Raw genomic sequence first — 21647 nt, 5'->3', positions numbered from 1 at the left:
CATGCTGACCGCTGAGCTGATCGCCGACAGCCGAGTCCCCTCGAATCCCGCGCTTTCCGCCGACGGGCGGTGGGTCGCCTACCAGGTCGGCACCATCGCGGACCCCGTCCCCGAGATCTGGTTCGCGTCCGTCGACGGTCGCGAGGAACCCCGGAGGCTGGCCGAGGGCTCCATGCCCAGATGGTCGTCGAACTCCCTCTACTTCCTCCGGGACGGCCTGATCCACACGGTGGACGGGCCGCTGTTCGCCTGGCGGAGCGAGATCACCGCGTTCCTCCCGATGCGGGAGCGGATCGTGTTCATCGCCGAGGACGAGACACCGGCCGCGGAAATCTGGGTGTGGAGTGAGAGCTTCCGTCCGGCACGGCTCCGAAGCTTCGATCGGCGGACCGGGGAGATCACGACATTGGTCGACGAGCACGTCGTCGATGTCGCCCGCCGTCAGGACGACGGGGCGCTCGCGGTGCTGGCCTGGCCCACCCCGGAGCTTGATCCCGGCGGGCTCGAACCCCGGCTTTCCGTGCTGGACCTGGAAACCGGGGAGCGGCGCGACCTCGGGAGGACCGCGGTCGAAGCCACGAACCCGGTCTGGTGGCGGGACGGCGAAGAATGGCACGTCGCCTATCTCGCGACACCGGAGATGGTCGGTGGCTGGGCGGTCTTCGACGTGCCCGTGGACACCGCCGAACATCGGAACCTGACCCCGGAATCGGCCTGCCCGATCAGGCTCGCGCAGGTCGATTCCGGTGCTCCGCTGACGATCGTCGCTGACGGGCTCGACACGGCCCTCCACCGGCTCGGATCAGGTGAAGTCGCCTTCTGGCGCGGGCAAGCGGACGCCATCGCGTCGAACGGCGAGGTCGTGGCCATCGTGCTGAGCACCGCTCACCAGCCGAAGGATGTCCACTGTGGACCGATCGGTGAACCCTTGACGCGGGTGAGCGACACGGCGCCGGAGTTCGCCGAAATCACTTGGGGTGCGCAGGAACGCTTGTCCTACAAGGCTTCCGATGGCCTGGCTCTGGACGGGCTGCTCGTCCTCCCGCCGGGAAAGACCCGGGAAGACGGCCCGTTCTCCCTGATCACCTTGCCGCACGGCGGGCCGTACGACCGGTACGCGGACGGCTTCCGGCTCGGCTGGTTTCCGTCCGCGCAGTGGCTCGCGCTGGCGGGGCACGCGGTCTTCCTGCCGAATGCCCGTGGGGGACAAGGACATGGCCACGAATTCGCCGCCGCCGTCGCGGGACGCGTCGGGCTGGAGGAATGGAGCGACCTCGAAACCGGGATCGATCTGCTCGTCGCCGAAGGGGTGGCCGACCCGGATCGGCTCGGCATCGCGGGCTGGAGTCACGGCGGGTTTGTGTCGGCCTGGGCCGTCGGGCGGACCAGGCGGTTCAAGGCCGCGCTGATGGGCGCCGGAATCTGTGACTGGGGGATGCAAGCCGCGACCGGCGAGCTCGGCCCGCTCGAAGCCGCGCTCGGCGGGAGTACCGGTTGGGAAGGGACCGGCCCGCACCGGCACGATCGGCTCAGCCCGATCTCCTTCGCGTCGGAGATCGAGACCCCCGTGCTGATCGTGCACGGTGCGGACGACACGAACGTCCCGTTGTCCCAGGCGGAATTCTTCCACCGCGCGCTACGCCACTTCGGCGTCGAACACGACTTCGTGGTCTATCCCGGCGAAGGACATTCGATTCGCGGGCGGACGCATCAGCTGGATCTGCTGCGCCGAACCCGCGAATGGTTCGCGCGGCTGCTCTAACCCTGCGGCTCGCCGGGGACGTACGTGCCGAAAGTCCATTCGTACCCTTCGAGATCGTCGACACGGCAACGATAGTTGCCCCATTCGGTGTTCTCCGGCTTCCAGACCGGCGTCGCGCCGGCGTCGACGGCGGAAGCGAAGACGGCGTCCACGGCCTCTTGCGTCGGAAGGCTGACGTAGAGGCCGTGGCCGACGGTTTCGCCCTTGCGGGCCGGGCGGTCGTAGTCCTCTTCCGCGCTGAACACGATGATCCGGACTTCGCCGCGCCGCAGTTCCGAATGCAGGATCAACCCCTTGTCGTCGGGGTACTCCGTGGTGGTCTCGAAGCCGAAGGCGCGTTCAAGCCAGCGAAGCGCCTTCGGGGCATCGCTGTACGCGAGGTAGGAGTGGAGGGAAGCCGGACGTTGCTGGGTTTCGGTCATGAGGGCAGCCTCGCAAGCGATCAGGACAACTACGGCCCTCGATTCGTCACCAAACGAGGCGAACACCGAGCGCGGCGATGAGCGCGCTGGAAGCCAGTGCGGTCACCAGCCGTCCACGACGTCCGGTCAGCGCCTTGCCGAGCACGGCGCCGCCGCCCGCGAGGAACAATTGCCAGCTGGCCGAGGCCGCGAACGCCGCGAGCACGAAGACGACGTGTTCCGCTCCGCTCGCCGCGGCCATGTCCTCGCTGCCCAGCACGAGCGCCGCGAAGTAGACCACTGTCATCGGGTTCAGCAGAGTGATTCCGAGAAGGCTCACGTAGGCCTTCACCGGCCCGATCGCGACCGGTTCGGTCAGCTCCGCCTTCGCGGAGTCGCGGTAGTTCCGGATTCCGGTGAATCCTATGTGGACGGCCAGCCCGAGCAGTACCACCACCGAAATCCAGCGCAGTGGCACGGCTATCGGCTCGATGACCGGAATCAGCGTGCCCCCGCCGAGGACCGCCACCAGGGCGTAAAGCCCGTCCGCGGTGGCGACCCCGAGCGCGGCGTACGCGCCGATCCTGAGCCCCGCCCTGACGGTCAGCACCACCAGATACGTCCCGACCGCGCCCACCGGGATGGCGATGCCATACCCGGCGAGCAGGCCCGCGACGAACGCGGCGCTCACGGTCGGACTGGTGTCGGCCTCCACCCGGACCCGGCCTGCTGCTGCTTCCGCACCCGTCGGACGACGGTGGACGGCGGCAGGAAGGCGGGGGTCGATGTCATGGGAGAAGGATGCGAGCGGGGTGTCGCTCGCGCAACACAATTATCTCGCGGTCCGCGAAGGTGCTGGAGGTGTACAGAGTGGGTTGCGCGTGGACGAAGCTCGGCGACCGCCCGACCATAGGTGTACACGACTTGGACGGTTCTCTTGAGGGATAGGTCAAAGGTGGTGTGATGGAGTCGGCGGTGCGAGCGGGCTCGCCACCGAGACCGGCACCGTACCCCTCATACTGTCCAAAAAGGACACTCTTCGAGATCAAGGTATCGGATTCGGGCACTTTGAGCGGTGTTGCCTGGGGGTCGTGAGTGGCGATGGTCGTTCTAACCCTCCTAATCACTCACGACCCTCCATGGAACCGGACTTACGGATACAAAGCAGGCGCATGCCGTCCGTTAGAACCGTCCTTGCCACTCACGAGAGGGACGGCTGCAGAACGGCGTCCAGGTCGGCCAGCAGCCGCGCCTTGGGCCGGGCGCCGACGGTCGTCCACACGGGACTCCCGGCACGGAAGAGGATCAGCGTCGGCAGCGACATGACCTGATAATTCCTGGCCGTGAGCGGGTTTTCGTCGGAGTTGAGCTTGCGGATGAGCAGCGATCCGGCACGCTCTTCGGCGATCTGCTCCAGCACCGGCGTGATCATGTGGCAAGGCGGGCACCATTGCGCCCAGAAGTCCACCAGGACGGGCTTGTCCTGGTCCAGGACGAGGGCTTGGAAGGTTTCGTCGGTGACGACGGAAAGGGACACTCAGGCCTCCTCGGTTCGCGGCACGACGACGCACGGTCCCGGCGGCGTTTTCAGCGCGCCGGCGAGTTTGGTCAGCAGACTGTCCCGCACGTCGTTGAGCCTGGCCAGACAGGCGTCCACCTCGGCGAGTTTGCGTTGGTAGACCTCGATCGAATCGGCGCACGAATCGCCGGTCTCGTGCCCGGCGCGCAGGCACTCGACGAACGGCCTGGTGTCCTCCAGACTGAGCCCCACCGCTTGCAGGGTCAGGATCTCGTTCACCAGACGGAAGTCGTCCTCGTCGTACTCCCGGTACCCGTTCGACGCGCGCCGTGCGTCGAGAAGCCCTTGTGACTCATAGAAACGCAGCGCGCGGGTGGTGGTTCCGGTACGCGCGGCGAGTTCGCCGATCCGCATGGTCCCGAGCGTAAACCTTGCCCTTGGCGTCAAGGCAAACGTTCATTCGTCGAGATCGACCCGGATGGTGAGGAGGTTCGTGCCGATCGCGCGTACGGCGGCGCTGTTGAGCCTGGGGAGGGCCTTGAGACGCGCGCGGGGGTCGTCGCCGGGGAGCAGGTGCGCCGTGCCCGTGTGCCAGCGGCCCCGGAGCCGGACGCGGACCCGCGGATCGGCCTGGATGTTGCGGACGTACTGCGATTTCTCGCCGAATTCCGAGACGATCCAGAACTCACGGCCCACCCGGCGGCCACCGATCGGCGTCCGCCGGGCCTCGCCGGATTTGCGGCCGGTGGTCTCCAGGATCGGCTGGTTCGGCAGCCGGACGAGGATCGGGTTGCCGACGTGGCGCTGGAAGGTCGTGGCCACCCGGTGCTTGATCTCGTGATAGCGGGACATGGCTCCAGGGTGCCCTACGCTCGGGCCATGGTGAACGAGTCGGACGTGGACCTGGGGGACGGGGCCACACTGCACACGTACGACACGGGCGGGGCCGGGCCGGTGGTCTTCTGGCATCACGGGACCCCGAACATCGGCGCCCCGCCCGCCCCGCTGTTCCCGGCCGCCGAGCGGCTCGGACTGAGATGGGTCTCCTACGACCGGCCCGGCTACGGCGGTTCGTCGCCGCGGCCCGGCCGGAATGTCGCGTCGGCGGCGTCGGACGTCGAGAAGATCGCCGACGCCCTGGGAATCGAGCGGTTCGCGGTCTTCGGGCATTCCGGCGGCGGCCCGCACGCGCTGGCCTGCGCGGCGCTGCTGCCGGACCGGGTGTCGGCGACGGTCTGCGTCGCGGGCATGGCTCCGTACGGTGCCGCCGGGCTGGACTGGTTCGCGGGGATGGGCGCGGCGGGCGTCGAATCCCTGACGGCCGCCGTGGCGGGGAGGGCCGAAAAAGAGCGGTACGAGGCGACGGCCGAATACGACGCGGAGATGTTCACGCCGGCGGACCACGCCGCCTTGTCGGGTGACTGGAAGTGGTTCCTCGACGTCGTCGGCCCCGCGGTCGAGGGCGGACCCGGCGCGCTGATCGACGACGATCTCGCGTACGTCGCGTCATGGGGTTTCCAGCCGTCCGACCTCCGGGCCCCGGCGCTGTTCCTGCACGGCGGCGAGGACCGGGTCGCGCCGCTCGCGCACGGCGAGTGGCTGGCGCGGCAGTGCGCCACGGCCGAGGCGCGCGTGTTCCCTGAGGACGGACATGTGTCGGTGCTGCGCCACGGGGAGGACGCGCTCGAGTGGCTGGCCGCTCATTCGTGAGCTGCGAGATCGTCCTCGTCCGGCATGCCGTTCATCGGCTGCGTATATCCGGAGGTGCCATATGGCTGGCGTGTCACGGAACCTGAACTACGACATGCCGTGGCCGGTCCCGGCGTTCGTCGGGCTTTCGGTCGCTCAGGCTCTCGCCCTGGCCGCGGAAGCCGAGATCGTGCTGTACGAGGCAGACGCGACGACGCCGTTGACGGGGCGCTCGGAGGGGCGAGTCGTGCGTCAGTCGTCGCCGGGTTCGCGGCGTCATCGGCCTACCCGGGTGACGGTCTGGATCGCGCCGTGAGGCCGTGTCGCGAAAGCCACTTTCGCGACGTCTGATGTCCCTAAAGTGGCTTTCGCGACACCGGCAAACGACACCGACACCGGCTTGAGGTCAGGCCGCGGGCCGTCCCGCACCCGTGTAGTCGTCACCCTTCGAGTGATACGTGTGGATCTGGATCGCCTGGCCCTCGGTGGGCGCGTTGATCATCAGCCCGTTCCCGAGGTACAGCCCCACGTGGTGGATCCGCGTCGACGGGTTCCCGTAGAAGACGAGGTCGCCGAGCTTCGGCTCGCCGGGCACCTGCGGCAGCGCGCGGAACTGGCTGTCCGCGGTCCGCGGGAGCGCGACACCGGCTTCGTCGTAGGACGCCTTGGTCAGCCCGGAGCAGTCGAAGCCCGCCGCGCCCGCTTCGGGGCCGTTGCCGCCCCACACGTACGGGAGGCCCAGCTGGCCGAGGGCGAAGCGGGTCGCCTTCACGGCGGGGCTGGCGGAACGCGCCGGGTCGAGGGACAGGGTCGCGTACAGCTGCGCGTTGCCCAGGACGCGCTGGCGGAACAGTTCGGCCTCGTTGCCCTTGCCGCCCTGGTAAGCGGCGATGGCCTTCCACCAGCCGTTGCCGCCGCCGAGGTCGGCCCCGGAAGCGCACAGGGCGCGGCCCGCGGCGACCGAAGCGGAGTCCGGATCGGCGAGCGCGGGTTTCGCGATGCCGGGGATCGACGCGCCGTGCTTCTTCCACTGCTGCGCCGACAGGCCGAGGGGGTTGTCGCCGCCACGTCCGTGGTTCGAGCTGGCCGCGCCGATCCCGGCCAGGGTGACCCAGGACAGGTGACAGTTCGGCTGCTCGCCGCGCAGCGCCAGTTCGCCGTTCGCGTAGCCCATGAGCGATTTCGCCGGGATGTCGAGCGGCCCGGCCAGCTTCCCCGCCCACTCTTCGAGCGGCCGGGCGCCCTTCGGCGTCTCCTGCGCCTTGACTGGCGCGCTGACCTCCAGGACCGACGGGCCCGCGCCGCCGCCGACGGTGGCCGGGTCCTGCTTCGCGGCGGGAACGGGCACGGGCTGACGTCCGTCGACCGGGGCGGGATCGTTCCCGCCCGCGAGCAGCCAGCCCGCCGTCGCGAGTCCCGCGACCAGCGGGAGCGCGACCAGGCCGCGCATCGCCACGCCGTGCGCCCACGACTTCTTCGGGCTGGGTTCGGACGCGCTCGGGGCGGGCTCGGGCTCGGTCACGCCGTCCAGATTATTGGAGACCACCTCTGCGTAACGAGCGAACGCCTTGCACGTTAGGGGGACTCTCATATTCTGGACGAATGAGTGAGACGGGAGCGCTCGACGCCGGGCGTCTGAGTGCCGCGCTGTCCGGCCGGTACGCCGCGATCCAGGTCGTGGCGAGCACCGGGTCCACCAACGCCGACCTGCGGGAAGCCGCCGCGAAGGGGGCTGAAGACCGCACGGTGCTGATCGCCGAGGAGCAGACGGCCGGGGTCGGCCGCCGCGCCCGGCACTGGTCTTCGCCGAAGGGATCGGGCCTCTACGTCAGTGTGCTGCTGCGCCCGGGCGGCGTCCCGTTCGCCAATTTGGGTTCACTTTCCGTGGTCGCGGGCCTCGCGGTCCGGGAGATCGCCGAGGGGCTGGGCGTCGACGCCGTCCTCAAGTGGCCGAACGACGTCCTCGCCGGCCCGGACCGCGCCAAATGCGCGGGCATCCTGGCGGAGGCCGTCGCCGGTGACGACACCACCGTGATCCTCGGCATCGGCGTGAACGTGCTGCCGCTCGGCGAGAGCGTCCCGGCCGGGCCCGGTGGCCTGCCCGCGACCTCGCTGGCCGAGCAGGGGGCGACGGAGACCGACCGCGCTGAGATCGCCGTCCGGCTGCTCACCGCGTTCGACGAGCTCGAACGCCGTTGGCGGCTCGCGGGCGGGTCGCTGGCCGAGGCCGGTCTGCTCGGGGACTACCGGCGGTACTGCGCCACGCTGGGCCAGGACGTCGAGGTCCAGCTGCCCGACGGTTCGGCGCTCACCGGCCGCGCCGCTGACATCGATCCCGCCGGCCAGCTCCAGGTCGACGTTCCCGGTGGTGAGCGGTACACGGTGTTCGCCGGAGACGTCGTCCACGTGCGGCCCGCCGAGGCCTGATCCGTGCGTCTCGATTTCCGGCGTCTCCTCTTCCGCCGGGACCGTTCGCCGGTACGGTGAGCTCACCAGCGCCGAACACACTTTGGGAGCGTCCGTCGTGGCCTATCCGGACGATTTGCTCAGCGAGAACGAGCACGTCGTGGTGCACAGTCACCCGCATTTCAAGATGCTGATCTTCCCGTTCCTCGCGCTGATCGTCACGCTCGGCGTGGGGATTTGGCTGGCCGTCATCGCGAAGGACGCGACGGCCCCGTGGGACCTGATCTCCGAGATCGCGATCGCCGCGGTCGGGCTCGGTCTCGTCGTGTGGCTGTTCCTGGCGCCGTTCGTCCGGTGGCGCACGACGCATTTCATCGTCACCACGGACCGGTTGATCGCCCGCGAAGGCGTGCTCAAGCGGACCGGTATCGACATCCCGCTGTCGCGGATCAACAGCGTCCAGTTCGAGCACGGGCTGCTGGACCGCGTGTTCGGCTGCGGCACGCTGGTGATCGAGTCCGCTTCGGACGAACCGCTGAAGTTCGACGACATCCCCAAGGTCGAGCGCGTGCACACGGTCATCTACCGCGAAGTCAACGACAACCCGTACGACGACTTCGCGCCGGGGCCGCAGCAGACCGAGCCGCTGCCGCCGCAAGGGCACCCGCCGCGCGGAAACCGGCGCCGCTGATGGGCACGCGAGAGCTGGGGCTGCCCGAGAAGGTCCCGTCCGTCTACTCCCTGCCGGAGCGGGTGACGATCTGGGAGGTCGGCCCGCGTGACGGTCTCCAGAACGAGAAGTCGATCGTCCCGGTCGAGGTCAAACTCGAATTCCTGGACAGGCTCGCCGATTCCGGGCTGACCACGCTCGAGGCGACCAGCTTCGTCAGCCCGAAATGGGTGCCGCAGCTGGCCGACGCCGAGCAGCTCCTGGCCGGGCTGGAGAAGCGCGAGGGCGTCCGGTACCCGGTGCTCGTGCCGAACGAGCGCGGGCTGGACAGGGCGCTGGAGGCCGGTGTCTCGCATATCGCGATCTTCGCCAGCGCCACCGAGACCTTCGCCAAGAAGAACCTCAACTCGACGGTCGACGACCAGTTCGCGATGTTCGAGCCGGTCGTCACGAGGGCGCGGGCCGCTGGGCTCGATGTCCGCGGGTACGTGTCGATGTGCTTCGGCGACCCGTGGGAGGGCGCCGTCCCGGCCGCGCAGGTCGCCGGAGTGGGTAAGCGGCTGCTGGACCTGGGCTGTTCGCAGCTCTCGCTCGGTGACACGATCGGCGTCGCCACCGCGGGTCAGGTCGAGACGCTGATCGGGGAGTTCGCCGGCGTCGACGCCCTGGCCGTCCATTTCCACGACACCTACGGCCAGGCGCTCGCGAACACGTTGGCCGCCCTCCGCTGCGGCGTGTCCACTGTGGACTCCTCGGCCGGCGGCCTCGGCGGCTGCCCGTACGCCGAATCGGCCACCGGGAACCTCGCGACCGAGGATCTCGTGTGGATGCTCGACGGTCTCGGCGTCGAAACCGGTGTCGATCTCGACGCGCTGGTGGCGACGAGCAAGTGGATGGCGGGCAAGCTGGGCAGGCCGAGTCCGTCGCGGGTGGTCAACGCGCTCGCCGGATGAGGTTCGCGGAACTCACGGATGAGACCTGGCCGCTTTTCGAGCGGCTGTTCGGGCCGGGAGGGGTGCAGGGCGGCTGCTGGTGCGCCTTCTTCCGGCTGACCGGGCCCGAGTTCAAGCAGGCGGGCAAGGACGGCCGCAAAGCCCATGTCCGCGACGAGGTCGCCGCCGGGAAACCGTTGGGGCTGTTGGCCTTGGCCGACGACGAGCCGGTCGGCTGGGTCGCCGTATCGCCCCGGCTGGACAATCCGAGGCTGACGAGGTCGCCGGTCGCGGCGTCGCCCGGCGACCACACCGGGGTCTGGTCGGTGACGTGCTTCTACATCGGCAGGAAGAGCCGCCGCCAAGGGGTTTCCACCGCCTTGCTGCGGGCCGCGGTCGACTTCGCGGCCGGGCGTGGGGCGCGCGTCGTCGAGGGTTACCCCGTCGAGGTACTGGGCAAGAGACCGGGTGCGGACCTGTACCACGGCACGGTGAGCGTTTTCGCGAAGGCGGGTTTCGAACTCGTCGAACGTCGTCCACCGTCCCGGGCCTTGATGCGCTTTCGGGTATCCGCCGACGAGAACGCCGGTCGGCGCTAAGGTCGTAACGCGTCCTGTCCGCTGCCTCCCCCGTCCACCGGTGGGAACCGATTCCTTGGGGGAGGTGCGGTGACCGATCCGAGCGAGGCCGGGACGGGCCCGATCCGGCTGCCCGTCGAGTACGACGCCCCGACACCACCGCACGGGGCGCGCGCTCCGTACGCGCCTTCGCCGTGGCCGCCTTCGGTGGCGCCCTTGCGGGTGCCTTTCCCGCCGAAGCCCGCCGCCCCACCGCCCATGGGGGCGTTGCGGACGGAACGCGAGAGCGTGATCGCGCTGTTCCTCGTGCACATGTTCCCGATCGGGCATCTCCCGGTCGCGATGGGCAAACCCGCGCGTCAGCTGCCGCTGCCCGACGGCGGTTCCGGTCCGCAGGACCATCCCGAGGCGGACGTGCTCGACGACCTGGACGCGCTGTCCCATGTCAGCAGCGGTTTCCGGCGTTCGCCGACGACTCCGGCCGCCGTTCCGCCGCCGGAGTTGACCAGGGGGCACCATCCGTGGGGCGAAATGTCCGAAGAGGACTGGAAAGAGCGCTTCACGACCGGAACGGGCTATCTGTGGCCCTCCGACAGTGATCCGGCGACGCCGACGATGCTCGAGGCCGGTACTCATGTCGACCGTTTCGGGGATCAGCACGGCCGGGTGTTCGCCGAGGACGCGACCCTGTTCCCCATGCGCTCGCTGCCGCCGGACCAGGCCGGTGCCTACCGGCGTTACCGCGTCGTCCGGCCGCTGCCGGTCTGGCGTTCGGTGACCGCCGGATGGTTCGGGCAGCCGGGCGGCGGAGTGCGCTTTCGCACGGTGCTCGGCGCCGATGAACTCGTCACGCTGGGTTTCCTGGCGGACGTCACGGGGGAGGTTCGGTGAACACGGGGACGATCCTGCGGTGGCTGGCCGCGCTGGGCGTGCCGCCCGAAGTGGTTTCGGTCGGCGCCGAGGTGGACAACGCCTGGTGCCTCATGCGCACCGAGGAAGAGGGGGCCGAGCCCGCCTGGGAGGTCTTCTGGCGGGAGCAGGGCAACCGGTACGACTGGGCGCGGTTCACCAGCGAACAGGTCGCCTGCCACTACCTCTTCGGACGTCTCGCCTGGTCGCAGGTCGCGCGCGGTGCCGTCGGGCTGCTGCCCGGCGCGCAGTGAGCGCGTTCAGCGCTTCAGGATCGCCAAGACCTCGTCGTGGAGCAGCCCGTTCGTCGAAAGCGCCGACCCGTTGTCGTAGCGCGCTTCGCCGTTCAGGTCGCTGAAGCGGCCCCCGGCTTCGGTGACCAGCACCTGGGCCGCGGCGACGTCCCACGGGTTCACGATGCATTCCGCGGTGACGTCGAGCGCGCCCTCGGCGACCAGGCAGTGGTGCCAGAAATCGCCGAAAGCGCGGCTTTCCCAGCACGCGTCGACGAGGTCGAGGTACTTCTCGCGTGAGTGGTACTCCACCCACGAGTTCAGGTCCGTTGTGGACAGATACGCGTCTTCGAGCGACGCGACCTTCGACACCGAGATGCGGCGTTCCCCGGCGGAGTCGCTCATCCAGGCGCCGTCGCCGCTCGCGGCCCACCAGCGGCGGCCGAGCAGCGGCGCGCTGATCATGCCCACCACGGGGTCGCCGTCTTCGACCAGCGCGATCAGCGTCGCCCACACCGGGACGCCGCGCAGGAAGTTCTTGGTCCCGTCGATCGGGTCGAGCACCCAGGCGCGTCCGGTCGCGGCGGTGCCGCCGCGTTCTTCGCCGAGCACCGCGTCGTCCGGCCGGTCCGTGGCGAGGATCGCGCGGATGGCGTCCTCGACGGCGGTGTCCGCGTCGGTGACCGGCGTCCGGTCGGGTTTGCGTTCCACGGCCAGGTCGAGCGCGCGGAACCGGGCGGTGGTGATGGCGTCGGCGGCGTCGGCCAGCCGAGTGGCGAGGTCAAGATCATTCTCGTAGCCGGGCACGGTCACGATGGTTTCACGCCCGGCAGTCGTAGAGTTGGCCAGGTGAGCATGGTGCTACTCGCCGAGGACGACCCGGCCATCGCCGATCCGCTTTCCCGCGCACTCCAGCGGGAGGGGTACGAGGTGCGGGTCGTCGGCGACGGGCCCGCCGCCCTCGACGCGACCGAGAGCGACCGCGTGGACCTCCTGGTGCTCGATCTCGGCCTCCCGGGGATGGACGGGCTCGAGGTGTGCCGCCGCCTGCGCGCCAGCGGCACCGAGGTGCCCGTGCTGATGCTCACCGCGCGCACGGACGAGGTCGACTTCGTGGTCGGGCTCGACGCCGGCGCCGACGACTACGTCGCCAAGCCGTTCCGGCTGGCCGAACTGCTGGCCCGCATCCGGGCGCTGCTCCGCCGCCGGGCGCCCGACGTGCTGGAAGCCGGGGGAGTGCGGATGGACCTCGGTGCCCGGATGGTCACCGTCGACCTGCACGAGGTGCAGCTCGCGAACAAGGAGTTCGAGCTGCTCCGGGTGCTGATGAGCCGCGCCGGGCAGGTGGTCAGCCGCGACGAGATCCTCGCCGAGGTGTGGAACGACCTCGAATCGAAGACCTCGAAGACACTCGACATGCACATGTCGTGGCTCCGGCGGAAGCTCAGCATCGCGGCCGACGAGGCGGCGGGCCGCGCGGGCAAACCCGGCGGGAACGGCGACGGCGAACGGCGGATAGCCACCGTCCGCGGCGTCGGCTTCCGCTTCAACGCGGAATAGCATGCGCCGCCGCATCCTCCTGGCGATCCTGCTCGCCGTCGCGGTCACCGCGGCCGTGCTGGGCATCCCGCTGGGGATCACCGCGTGGCAACTGGTCGAGAACCTCAACCGCGAGAACCTCGCGTCCTCCGCCCGTGGGATAGCGGCGACGCTGGACAGCGAGATCGCCGTCGGCCAGCCGATCAACCTCGACCTGGTCCGGGTCGCCGTGCCGCAGGGCGGTTTGCTGACCGTCCGCGCGCAAGGGCAGATCGAGAAGCGGTACGGCTCCGACCCCGGCTCGGACGTGGTGTCCGAGCGGGCGCCGATCGCGCTGCACGGCGAGGTCGAGCTGTCCGTGCCCGCCGGGCCGATGCGCACCCGCCAGACGCAGGTGACGCTGCTGGTGCTGCTGCTGGTCGTGCTGTCGGTGGGCACCGGCACGGTGGTCGCGACGGTGACCGCGCGAAGGCTCGCGAAACCGCTGAGACACGTCGCGGATCGCGCGGTCAAACTCGGCGGCGGTGATTTCCGGCCGGATCCGAAGCGCTACGGCGTCGGCGAGCTCGACATGGTCGCCGAAGCGCTCGACGCGTCCGGCTCGGCGCTCGCGCAGCTGGTCCAGCGGGAACGCCAGCTCGTCGGCGACGTCTCCCATCAGTTGCGGAGCCGGTTGACCGCGTTGCAGCTGCGCCTCGAACCGCTGACCGTCCACTCCGATCAGGACGTCGTCGACGAGGCGAAGGCCGCGCAGGAACAGGCGGACCGGCTCGCCGAAGCGCTCGACGAACTGCTGGCCGCCGCGCGGGCGGCGCGCGAGGTCGGCGCGGAACCGGTGAATCTGCCGGAAGTGCTCCCCGAGGTTTCCGAAGAGTGGCGGCAGCTGCTTCGCGCCGAGGGCAGGCATCTGCGGATCCGCGTCACCGACGGGCTGCGGGCGAGGGCGACGCCCGGCCGGTTGCGCGAGGTCGTCGGCGTCCTGCTCGACAACGCGCTGCGCCACGGCGCGGGAACGGTCACGCTCGCCGCCCGGCGCGGCGACGCGGACGGCACCGTCGTCATCGAGGTCGCCGACACCGGCTCCGGGGTGCCCGACGAGCTGGCACCGCACATCTTCGAACGCGGATTCTCCGGCGGCGGGTCGACCGGTGTCGGCCTCGCGCTCGCCCGCGCGCTCATCGAGGCCGACGGCGGCAGGCTGGAGCTGTCGAGCAAGCAGCCGGCGGTGTTCAGCCTCTTCCTGAAGGTGCCCCGGCCGGGAGACGTGGCCGAGGTCCGGTGGCCCGCCGAGCGGGTCCCTCGCTAAGAAACGCCCCAAGGACGTCCCGATCGGGCAAGGCCGTGTCAGCACGGCGACTTACCGTCGGGGGGTGCATGCGACGGCGTTCCGGTACCGCCCACCGGTGAGTCCGGTGGCCGCGGCGACCCTGGAGATCGGCAAGGTGGCGGTCACCGTGCGGTTGTCCTTCGACGGCGCGCTGTACGCGTGCCGCCGCCCGCCCGGCGTGGTGGAGCGGATGGAGGCCGAAGCGCTCGACCTGCTCTCCAAAGGCCTGTTCGTCAGCGGGATCGACACGCCGGTCGCGACCGTCACGGGGGCGGCGGGCCATCGGTTCGTCCAGCGGAGCGCCGAGTTCGAGCCGCCGGACGGCAGGCTCTACCGCGGCATGTGCGGGGTCGGCGCCAGCCGGAACGGGCTGACCCTGACCGGCATCCTCGGCTACCGCCTCGAAGTCCGCGCGGAGTGGGCGAGGCGGGCGGGTGACTGCGGCCCGCCGGGGAACGCCGCCGAGTGGTGCGAGCTCTTCGGCGGCGAGCTGGCGTCCATCGGCGGGGTGGTCCTGCGGCGGGCCTCGGTGCTCAGTCTCGGTACTCCGCCGTGACCGTGACGACGAACGCCGCACGGGCGGGCAGGCCGAGGCTGACCCACAACCCGGTCGGATCGGTCTCCTCCAGCGTGATCGGCAACGGCTGCTCGTCGACCACGAGGAACTCCGTCCCGATCAGGACGCCCAGCGAGCGGTCGAGCAGCGTGTGCTCGTCGCGGACCTTGTCCGCCCGCGCGGTGACCAAATAGGACAGACGACACCGCTTCGCCCGCACGGCGCCGGTTCCCGGGCCGGCGCCGTGCAGGGCGAAGAGGAACAGATCGACGCTCGACACCCGCGTCTCGGTCTGCCAGGTGGGTTTCGGCGGATCGAGCCGGACCACCGTCCCCTCCGGCAGATGGGGTGCGATGAGCCGGCACAACGCCTCGTCGACCTGGCTGATCACGGGGTCAGATCAATCCCTCACGCAGCGCGTAAGCCACCGCGTGCGAGCGGTTCCGGAGCTGGAACCGGTTGGTCACGTCGTGCAGGATGCTCTTCACCGTGCGCTGCGAGTAGCAGAGCTGGTCGGCGATCTCCTGCGTCGAGAACCCCGACGCGACCAGCTTGAGCACCTCGGTCTCCCGGTTGCTCATGCCACCGAGGTGCAGGCCGCGCGGCTGCAGCACCTGACGCTGCAGTCGTGAGACCCGGTGCAGCAGCCTGCCGAGCAGGTCGGGCGGCAGCGCGCCCTCCCCGGCCGCGGCCGCCTTGATCAGCCGGACCAGGACGTCGGCGCCCGCGTCGGAGCGGCGGGCGACGGCGCAGACGCCGTGTTCGATGGCGCTGAGGATCTCGTTGTCGTCGACTTCGCCCGCGATGAGCACGATGCGGGTGAAGCCCTGGTGGTGCAAGGCGGACAGCAGTTGCGTCATCGCCTCGTCGAGGCGATCGGTGACCAGGAGGGCCACCATGGTCGGGTCGGCGGTCTCCCCGTCCACCAGCCAGACGTCGTCACGGGAGCGGAGCGTCATGCAGACGCCGTTGTGCAGGATCGGATCGGTCGCGCGGACGACCACCGGTGTCCTGTTCGGTTCGAACATGTGATTCCCATTCCCCTCGAACGGTGCGAGGGCCCCACCCCTCGCACTACTCACCCTGCCGGGTGAGGTGTCCCGAGCGCATGGGACTCCGGTCCCGGAATTGCCCGAAAAGCCGCCCTTATCGGGGTCGCTTTTTCAGCGACCCAGCCCCGCTTCACGGGCGCGCACGATCGCTTCGGCGCGATCCGCGACGTGAAGCTTGCTGAAGACGTTCGAAATATGGTTCCGCACGGTCTTCGGGCTGAGACACAGCGTGCTGGCGATGGCGGTGTTGCTGTGCCCGCCCGCGATGAGCGAGAGGACCTCTCGTTCGCGGACGGTGAGTTCCGGGAACACCGTGTCCGTGGTCGGCTGAGTGTGGTTGAAGAAGCCGAGAACCCGCGTCGCGATGTCGGGCCCGAAGATCGCTTCGCGCCTCGCGACGGCGTGCACGGCACGAATGATTTCGTCGGGTTCCGCGTCTTTCAGCAGATATCCGCGGGCTCCGGCCCGCATCGCGGAGAAAACGGATTCGCTTTCGTCGGCCATCGTCAGCATGAGCACACCGACTCCGGGCCGTTCGGCGACGATGTGCCGGGTCGCCTCGGCACCGCTGATATCGGGTAAATGCAGGTCCATGACCACGACGTCGGGCGCGAGCGCGCTCGCCGCGCTGATCGCGTGCGCGCCGCTCGCGGCCTCGCCGACCACGTCGATCAGCGGTTCGTTGTCGAGCAGTGTGCAGACCCCGAACCGGAACAGCGGATGGTCGTCGACCACGAGCACGCGAAGGCGTTCGTTCATACGGTTCCCCCTGTCTCCCCGACGCGGCACGTTAAGCGAGAGGGCCGGTCACGAACAACGCGAGGTCCGGACAGCGGACCGGCGAGAATTAAACGCCTGATGAGTATCGCGTATCGCGGAGGCCAGCCCAACCCATTAACCCTTTCGGCCCACGTTCGGGTCTCAAGTCCGTGAAGGCCTCCTTCCCTACCCTGAAGGTAGTGAAGGAGGCCTTCACGGATCAGGCGAAGGAAGCGGCGTGCTCGCGAGCCCAGTCCGCGAACGTCAGCGGCGCCCGGCCGAGGAGTTCGCGAACGGTGTCGAACACGATCTCCTCCTTCCCGGCGGACTGCCGCTTGAGCTCGAAGATCCCGTCGACCGCCGAAGCGGGCCAGCCGAACCCGAGCATCCGGGCGCGCGAAGCGGCTTCAGGCTCCTCGACGTAGGTCAACCGCCGCCCGAGCGCGTCGCCCAGGATCTCGACCTGCCGTCGCGTCGTGAGCGCTTCGCCGCCGGTGATCGGGTAGGTCTTGCCCGCGTGCCCGTCACCGGTCAGCACCGTCGCGGCGACCTCGGCGATGTCGCGGACGTGCACCAGCGCGGACGCCGGATCGCCTTCGGGGACGCGGATGACGCCGTCGCCGCGAACGGCGGGCAGCCAGGCGAACCGGTTGTCCATGAACGTGCCGGGGCGCAGGATCGTCCAGTCGGGCCCGGCGTCGCGCACGGCCCGCTCGGCCTCGGCGTGCACGAGGGAGATCGGGTCTGTCTGTCCGAAGTGGACGCCGGTGGTGGAGAGCTTGACGACGTGCGAGACGTCGGCGGCGGCCTTGAGCACGGCTTGTTCCTGGGCGAGCGGGTCCGAGCCGTGGCCGGAGGTCAGGACGAACACGCGCTCGACGCCGTCGAGCAGCGCCGGATCGAAGGCGTCGAGGTCACCGACGGCGACTTCGGCGCGCGGATCGATCCGGGCGCGGGAGGGATCGCGCGTCAGGGCGCGGATTCGAGCGCCCTTGTCCAGCAGCGCGGGAACGAGTTCGCGGCCGATTTTGCCGGTGGAACCGAGAACGAGGATCATCGGAAGACTCCTTAGTGGTTGCGCCGCAAGGAAACGCGCGGCAGGAAGAGGGAAGCGGCGAGGCCGATGGCGAGGGCGGGGACCATCACCCAGAACACGCCGCCGAGCGCGGACGAGTAGCCGGCGGGACTGTCGTCGGTGAAGGCGTTCGTGAACACCGCGCCGAACACGGTCAGCCCGGCAGTGGTGCCGAGGGAGCGAAGGAAGCCGACGGTCGCCGAAACGGCGCCGAGGTCGGTCCTGGCGACGTTCTGCTGTGCCGCCATGGAAAGCACCTGCATGTTGAGTCCGGCGGCCGCGCCGAACACGACGAGATAGGCGACGACGAGCGGCAACGGCGTTGTTTCGTCCATTGTGGACATCGCGAGCGCGGCGGCGAGGCCGAGGGTCATGCTGAGGATCGGCGCCCAGCGGTAAGCGCCGGTCTTGGCGATGACGCGGCCCGCGACCATCGACGACGCGGCGACCGCGAGCGTCATCGGCAGCAGCAGGAGCCCGGCTTCGGACGGCCCGGCGCCACCCGCGGTCTGCAGGAAGAGCGCGAGGTAGTTGACCGAACCGAGGAAGACGAACCCGGCCGCGGCACTGGCCAGCACGCTCAGACTGAACATCCTGGAGCGGAACAGCCGGAGCGGGACGACCGGTTCGGCCGCGCGGCGCTCGATGAGCAGGAAGGCGACGAGCAGCACCGCGCCGATCGACGCCGACAGGGGAGTCGCCAGGGTCAGGCCGACGATGGCGCCGGACAGGACGACGATGCCCGCGAAGTCGAACGGTGCGGTGGTCCGGCGTCGTTCGAGCCGCAGGAACCGTGCGACGACACCGAACGCGATCAGGCCGATCGGCACGTTGAGGCCGAAGATCGATCGCCAGCCCGCGAGGTCGGTCAGGACGCCGCCGACGACCGGGCCCGCCAGCGAGGACCCGGCGAAGCAGATCGAGAACCAGGCGAAGTAGCGAGCGCCTTCGCGACCGGGGAACAGTTCGCCGATGATCGCGGCGACCGCGACGAACAGGCCGCCGGAGCCGATGCCCTGCAGGACACGGGCGGCGATCAACAGCGGCATCGTCGGCGCGAGGGTGCAGGCGAGGGAGCCGAGGACGAACAGCGCGATCGCGACGAGGACGACGCGCTTGCGGCCGAAGAGATCGCCGAGCTTGCCGTAGACGGGCGCGCTGACGCTGCCGGCCAGCAGGTAGGACGTGGTGACCCAGGCGAACGACGTGGCTCCGCCGAGCTCGCCGACCATGCGCGGTAGGGCGGTCGCGACGACCTGGGCGTCGAGCATCGCCAGGAACACGGCGGCGAAGAGCCCGACGAGGGCAAGGGTGTTTCGGGCGCGCGGAGGCGCGCCGAGAGTGGTGCTCAAGAAAGAGATCCGTTCACTGGAAGAAACGAGGGAACGCGAGGGACGCGGAGCAGTGCTCCGGATCCCCGCCAAGACGGGAAAAGGCTCAACCGTCATCCGAACCGGATGCGGTCCTCTTCGCGCTTGGCGATCACCTCGAATTCGTCCCGCTCGACCGTACGAACCCGGCCGGCGTCATCAGTGAAGGAAAGTTGACATGGATGACCCTAGACAATCACATGTCTTTTGACAAGTGTTTCAGTGGAGCGGAACGACGTCGTCGTCCGGTTCGTCGCTGTCCCGGCGGCGTTTGCCCAGCTCATCGGGGAAGACCCACTTCTTGAAACCCCAGAAGCGGAAGAACATCGCCAGCAGCATGCCGATGATCGACCCGCTCGTGAAGTCCGCGAACTCCTGGACGAACCGGGTCACGTGCGGCACTTCGAGATCGAAGATGTAGCGCGACGTGTAGAGCGGGATCAGGTTGACCACCACGGCGATCCCGCTGATCACGAAGAAGAGCGCCGCCTCGTGATGCCGCTCACGGCCGCCGCGGGTGCGGAAGGACCACTCGCGGTTGAGGATGTACGACACGATCGTCGCGACGATGATCGCGATCGCCTTCGCCGTGGTCGGCTTCGACTCCAGCACGCTGAGTTTCAGCAGGTACCAGACGCCGTTGTCGACCAGGAACGTCGTGCCGCCCACGATCGCGAACTTCAACAGCTCACGGTGCTTGATCAGCACGGATCGGAGCGGCTCGGGCGTCCTGGAAAGGACGGATTCGACCACGGTCACCAGATCAGTCTAATTCGCGTGGCCCGCCGAACGGGTCGGCAGGGGATGGACAGCGCGATATATGACGCTTTGGGTGTTTCGGTCCCGTGGGTCGTGACCCTCACGGACTGGGAAACATAGGGCGCGGCGTGATCAGGGACGTAACTCGCGTGATCAGGGACGTGACTCGCGTGATTGGAGGCCGCACGCGGGGTGTTCCGTCGCTGATCACGTGAGTTACGCCTTTGATCACGCGAGTCACGCCTTCAATCACGTGAGTGCGGCCCCCCGTGGGTCGTGAGTGGCGTTTCGGGTTAGAACACGAAACGCCACTCACGACCCACGGGACCGGGGGAGCAAGGGACCTTTGCTACCAAGTGGCGGTCAGGCGGCCGGATCGTCGGGAATGCCGGAAATCTCCCGTCCGCCACCCCGTACCAGCCGCGGCCGCGCGTCGGCCTGCGGGAAGACCCACTTCTTGAACGACCACCACCGGAACGCCGTACCGAGCAGGGTCCCGGCGAGCACCCCGCTGACGAAGTCGGCGACCTCCTGGGTCAGCAGCGAGACATGCGGCTCCTCCAGCTTGAACACGTACCGCGAAATCAGCTGCGGAAGCGCGTTGAGCCCGAGCGCGATCGCGCTGAGCAGGAAGAAGAGCGCCGCTTCGTGCGCGCGCTCGCGGCCGCCACGGGAGCGAAAGGACCATTCGCGGTTCGCGACGTACGAGAAAACGGTCGCCACCAGGACGCCGATGACCAGCGCGGTCACCGGTTTGTCGGTCAGCACGGTGAACTTCAGCCCGTAGGTGATCGTCATCGTGATGACGAAACTCGCGCCCCCGACCAGGACGAACCGCACCAGCTCGCGATGCTTCCCCAGCATGCGGGCGACGCTACTGGAAAATGCGGTCGACCACTCCGTTGGGCTGGGTGGACGGCTTGGACTTTCCAGGCCTCGGCGGCGCGCTCGTGGTCGTGGTCGTCTCCGGCTGGGCAGGCTCTTGCTGCGCGGGCTCCGAAGACGTCACTGCCGGCGAAGGCTTCTTCGTCGGGACAGGCCAGCCAGGGCGCCCAGGCTTCGTCGTGTCCGGAGGGCCCGAAGGCTTCGAAGTGACCGAAGGCAGCGAAGGCACCGTGGTCGGCGGAAGCAGCGAGTTGTCGTCACACATGTGGCGCCAGCAGTCGAAGTAGACCGCGACCGGCTCCGCCTTGGCGGTGCCCAGGGTGGCGTTCACGGCCACCGGCATCCCGTTCGCCGGACGGCCCTTCAGCGTCACCGACAGGTTCGCCCCGCGCCCCGGAGCCAGCGAACCACGTGAAGTGCATGACGCGCCTTCGCCGGTCGGCGTGCATCGGATACCGGAGAAGCTCGACCATTGGAGAATGCGGTGGTCGAGAGTGATCGTCACCGGTTTCGTCGACTCACCGGTGTTCTTGACGTGGATGTTCACCCGCGGATTGCGGAACCAGGGGAACGCGGACATCCAGTCGGCGTCGGCGCTCAGCGTGAGTTTGTCCTTGGGCGCGGGCGGCGCCGGCACCTTGACCTTCACCTCGATCGACACCTTGATCTGCGCCCCCGCCGTCACCGAACCGGTGACCACGCTGCCGTCCTCGGCCGTCCCGTCGGCGCGCAGCCGGAACTTCAGCACCGCCGACTGGCCCGGTTCGAGGCCGGTCCCGGTCCGGCAGGTCACCGTGCCGGTGCCGCCGGGGCAGCTCACCGTGATCGGGCCGGGTGCCTGCTGCCGGAAGCCGGTGGCGCCCATCGCCCCACCGCCGCCGGCGGCGGGAATGGCCCGCACCCCCTTCGGCAGATTCAGCGAGACGGCCACGGGCTCGGACTTCGATCCGCCGTCGTTGCGCACGGTGATCGGCAGGTCGGCCGGTTCGCCCGGCCTCAGCTGGACACCGCCGGGCGGGGTCGACGCCGTCATCACCGGAGGCGCCGGGATCACCGGAGTGGGCGCGGGCGGCTCGGCGGGGGTGGTCGTCGGGTTGGGTGCCGGGGTCTGGGCCGGAGGCGGCTCCTGCTGGGCGGGCGGCACGGGCTGCTGCGCCGGCGGGACGGCGGGCGGAGCCGGGGGAGGCGCGGCGGGCGGGCGCCGGGGGCGCGACGGGGGGGGGGGG

Annotated in this window: 27 protein-coding genes; 12 read left to right on the top strand and 15 right to left on the bottom strand. The window is 69.5% G+C overall.

Translation table 11 applies throughout. The features are described 5' to 3' along the window. The first annotated feature begins 1 nt into the window (after position 1). Positions 2–1762, top strand: coding sequence for a prolyl oligopeptidase family serine peptidase (locus ED92_RS01365; RefSeq protein WP_037332299.1), 1761 nt, complete (start codon positions 2–4; stop codon positions 1760–1762). On the opposite strand, the gene ED92_RS01360 is transcribed toward ED92_RS01365, so the two are convergent. From ED92_RS01360 to ED92_RS01340, 5 genes are all read right to left on the bottom strand, one after another. After that, positions 1759–2184: a VOC family protein gene (locus ED92_RS01360; RefSeq protein ID WP_037332298.1), complete on the bottom strand. Its 426-nt coding sequence runs from the start codon at positions 2182–2184 to the stop codon at positions 1759–1761. The two genes, ED92_RS01365 and ED92_RS01360, sit on opposite strands and share 4 nt — an antisense overlap. Before the next feature lie 46 nt (positions 2185–2230). Next, positions 2231–2854, bottom strand: a complete 624-nt coding sequence (locus ED92_RS01355) for a LysE/ArgO family amino acid transporter (protein ID WP_037335816.1) — start codon at positions 2852–2854, stop codon at positions 2231–2233. A 510-nt stretch (positions 2855–3364) separates the two neighbouring features. Continuing rightward, entirely contained in the window at positions 3365–3700 is a 336-nt protein-coding gene (gene trxA, locus ED92_RS01350) for a thioredoxin (protein ID WP_037332296.1), read from the bottom strand. After that, entirely contained in the window at positions 3701–4096 is a 396-nt protein-coding gene (locus ED92_RS01345) for a MerR family transcriptional regulator (protein WP_016331353.1), read from the bottom strand. A 42-nt stretch (positions 4097–4138) separates the two neighbouring features. Continuing rightward, on the bottom strand, positions 4139–4534 hold the full coding sequence (locus tag ED92_RS01340; protein WP_037332293.1) for a nitroreductase/quinone reductase family protein: 396 nt from the start codon (positions 4532–4534) through the stop codon (positions 4139–4141). Positions 4535–4561: 27 nt separating this feature from the next. Here ED92_RS01340 and ED92_RS01335 point away from each other — a divergent pair, with 27 nt between their 5' ends. Together ED92_RS01335 and ED92_RS01330 are read left to right on the top strand one after the other, a co-directional pair. Further along, entirely contained in the window at positions 4562–5392 is an 831-nt protein-coding gene (locus tag ED92_RS01335; protein ID WP_037332290.1) for an alpha/beta fold hydrolase, read from the top strand. 70 nt (positions 5393–5462) lie between these two features. After that, positions 5463–5687, top strand: a complete 225-nt coding sequence (locus ED92_RS01330; protein WP_152610812.1) for a PASTA domain-containing protein — start codon at positions 5463–5465, stop codon at positions 5685–5687. 90 nt (positions 5688–5777) lie between these two features. On the opposite strand, the gene ED92_RS01325 is transcribed toward ED92_RS01330, so the two are convergent. Beyond that, positions 5778–6893 (bottom strand): C40 family peptidase, encoded by a 1116-nt coding sequence (locus ED92_RS01325; protein ID WP_200882660.1) that lies wholly within the window; start codon positions 6891–6893, stop codon positions 5778–5780. Positions 6894–6973: 80 nt separating this feature from the next. Between ED92_RS01325 and ED92_RS01320 the strand changes: the two genes are divergently transcribed. The 6 genes from ED92_RS01320 to ED92_RS01295 all read left to right on the top strand — a co-directional run bounded on the left by ED92_RS01320 (position 6974) and on the right by ED92_RS01295 (position 11120). Beyond that, the gene (locus tag ED92_RS01320; protein ID WP_037332286.1) at positions 6974–7798 is read left to right on the top strand and encodes a biotin--[acetyl-CoA-carboxylase] ligase; all 825 of its coding nucleotides are present in this window, start codon (positions 6974–6976) and stop codon (positions 7796–7798) included. 97 nt (positions 7799–7895) lie between these two features. Then, complete coding sequence (locus ED92_RS01315; protein ID WP_037335809.1) at positions 7896–8468, top strand: PH domain-containing protein; 573 nt, start codon at positions 7896–7898, stop codon at positions 8466–8468. Continuing rightward, positions 8468–9400 carry a hydroxymethylglutaryl-CoA lyase gene (locus ED92_RS01310; RefSeq protein ID WP_037332284.1) on the top strand — a complete coding sequence of 311 codons (933 nt, stop codon included), beginning with the start codon at positions 8468–8470 and terminating at the stop codon, positions 9398–9400. The genes ED92_RS01315 and ED92_RS01310 overlap by 1 nt, the downstream gene beginning before the upstream one ends. After that, positions 9397–9978 (top strand): GNAT family N-acetyltransferase, encoded by a 582-nt coding sequence (locus tag ED92_RS01305; RefSeq protein ID WP_037332282.1) that lies wholly within the window; start codon positions 9397–9399, stop codon positions 9976–9978. The genes ED92_RS01310 and ED92_RS01305 overlap by 4 nt, the downstream gene beginning before the upstream one ends. A 69-nt stretch (positions 9979–10047) precedes the next feature. Then, a complete protein-coding gene (locus ED92_RS01300; RefSeq protein ID WP_037332281.1) occupies positions 10048–10848 on the top strand; it encodes a TNT domain-containing protein in 801 nt (266 codons plus the stop codon). After that, positions 10845–11120 (top strand): hypothetical protein, encoded by a 276-nt coding sequence (locus tag ED92_RS01295; RefSeq protein ID WP_007031910.1) that lies wholly within the window; start codon positions 10845–10847, stop codon positions 11118–11120. Before ED92_RS01300 ends, ED92_RS01295 begins: the two co-directional genes overlap by 4 nt. Before the next feature lie 6 nt (positions 11121–11126). On the opposite strand, the gene hisN is transcribed toward ED92_RS01295, so the two are convergent. Next, on the bottom strand, positions 11127–11912 hold the full coding sequence (gene hisN, locus ED92_RS01290; RefSeq protein ID WP_037332279.1) for a histidinol-phosphatase: 786 nt from the start codon (positions 11910–11912) through the stop codon (positions 11127–11129). 42 nt (positions 11913–11954) lie between these two features. On the opposite strand from hisN, the gene ED92_RS01285 reads away from it, so the two are divergent. The 3 genes from ED92_RS01285 to ED92_RS01275 all read left to right on the top strand — a co-directional run bounded on the left by ED92_RS01285 (position 11955) and on the right by ED92_RS01275 (position 14521). Beyond that, complete coding sequence (locus ED92_RS01285) at positions 11955–12659, top strand: response regulator transcription factor (protein ID WP_016331364.1); 705 nt, start codon at positions 11955–11957, stop codon at positions 12657–12659. Between the two features lies 1 nt (position 12660). After that, positions 12661–13944, top strand: a complete 1284-nt coding sequence (locus ED92_RS01280; RefSeq protein WP_037332277.1) for an ATP-binding protein — start codon at positions 12661–12663, stop codon at positions 13942–13944. 64 nt (positions 13945–14008) lie between these two features. Further along, positions 14009–14521 carry a hypothetical protein gene (locus tag ED92_RS01275; RefSeq protein WP_233629573.1) on the top strand — a complete coding sequence of 171 codons (513 nt, stop codon included), beginning with the start codon at positions 14009–14011 and terminating at the stop codon, positions 14519–14521. Here the strand turns inward: ED92_RS01275 and ED92_RS01270 are convergent. The 8 genes from ED92_RS01270 to ED92_RS01235 form a co-directional block, all read right to left on the bottom strand. Continuing rightward, positions 14499–14912 (bottom strand): hypothetical protein, encoded by a 414-nt coding sequence (locus ED92_RS01270; protein WP_037332271.1) that lies wholly within the window; start codon positions 14910–14912, stop codon positions 14499–14501. The genes ED92_RS01275 and ED92_RS01270 overlap by 23 nt on opposite strands. Positions 14913–14916: 4 nt before the next feature. Continuing rightward, entirely contained in the window at positions 14917–15549 is a 633-nt protein-coding gene (locus ED92_RS01265; RefSeq protein ID WP_037332269.1) for a response regulator transcription factor, read from the bottom strand. Positions 15550–15684: 135 nt separating this feature from the next. Next, the gene (locus tag ED92_RS01260; protein WP_037332268.1) at positions 15685–16332 is read right to left on the bottom strand and encodes a response regulator transcription factor; all 648 of its coding nucleotides are present in this window, start codon (positions 16330–16332) and stop codon (positions 15685–15687) included. A gap of 220 nt (positions 16333–16552) precedes the next feature. After that, entirely contained in the window at positions 16553–17389 is an 837-nt protein-coding gene (locus tag ED92_RS01255) for an NAD(P)H-binding protein (protein WP_037332266.1), read from the bottom strand. Between the two features lie 11 nt (positions 17390–17400). After that, on the bottom strand, positions 17401–18759 hold the full coding sequence (locus tag ED92_RS01250) for an MDR family MFS transporter (RefSeq protein WP_037332264.1): 1359 nt from the start codon (positions 18757–18759) through the stop codon (positions 17401–17403). Positions 18760–18996: 237 nt separating this feature from the next. After that, entirely contained in the window at positions 18997–19536 is a 540-nt protein-coding gene (locus tag ED92_RS01245) for a GtrA family protein (RefSeq protein ID WP_016331373.1), read from the bottom strand. Positions 19537–19899: 363 nt separating this feature from the next. Next, positions 19900–20400, bottom strand: a complete 501-nt coding sequence (locus tag ED92_RS01240; RefSeq protein ID WP_037332261.1) for a GtrA family protein — start codon at positions 20398–20400, stop codon at positions 19900–19902. Positions 20401–20410: 10 nt separating this feature from the next. Continuing rightward, on the bottom strand, positions 20411–21565 hold the full coding sequence (locus tag ED92_RS01235; RefSeq protein WP_235213172.1) for a hypothetical protein: 1155 nt from the start codon (positions 21563–21565) through the stop codon (positions 20411–20413). Between the last annotated feature and the right edge of the window lie 82 nt (positions 21566–21647).

This window comes from Amycolatopsis sp. MJM2582 (assembly GCF_000754115.1).
GTDB lineage: Bacteria > Actinomycetota > Actinomycetes > Mycobacteriales > Pseudonocardiaceae > Amycolatopsis > Amycolatopsis japonica.
This window is presented reverse-complemented; position numbering and strand designations above follow the sequence as displayed.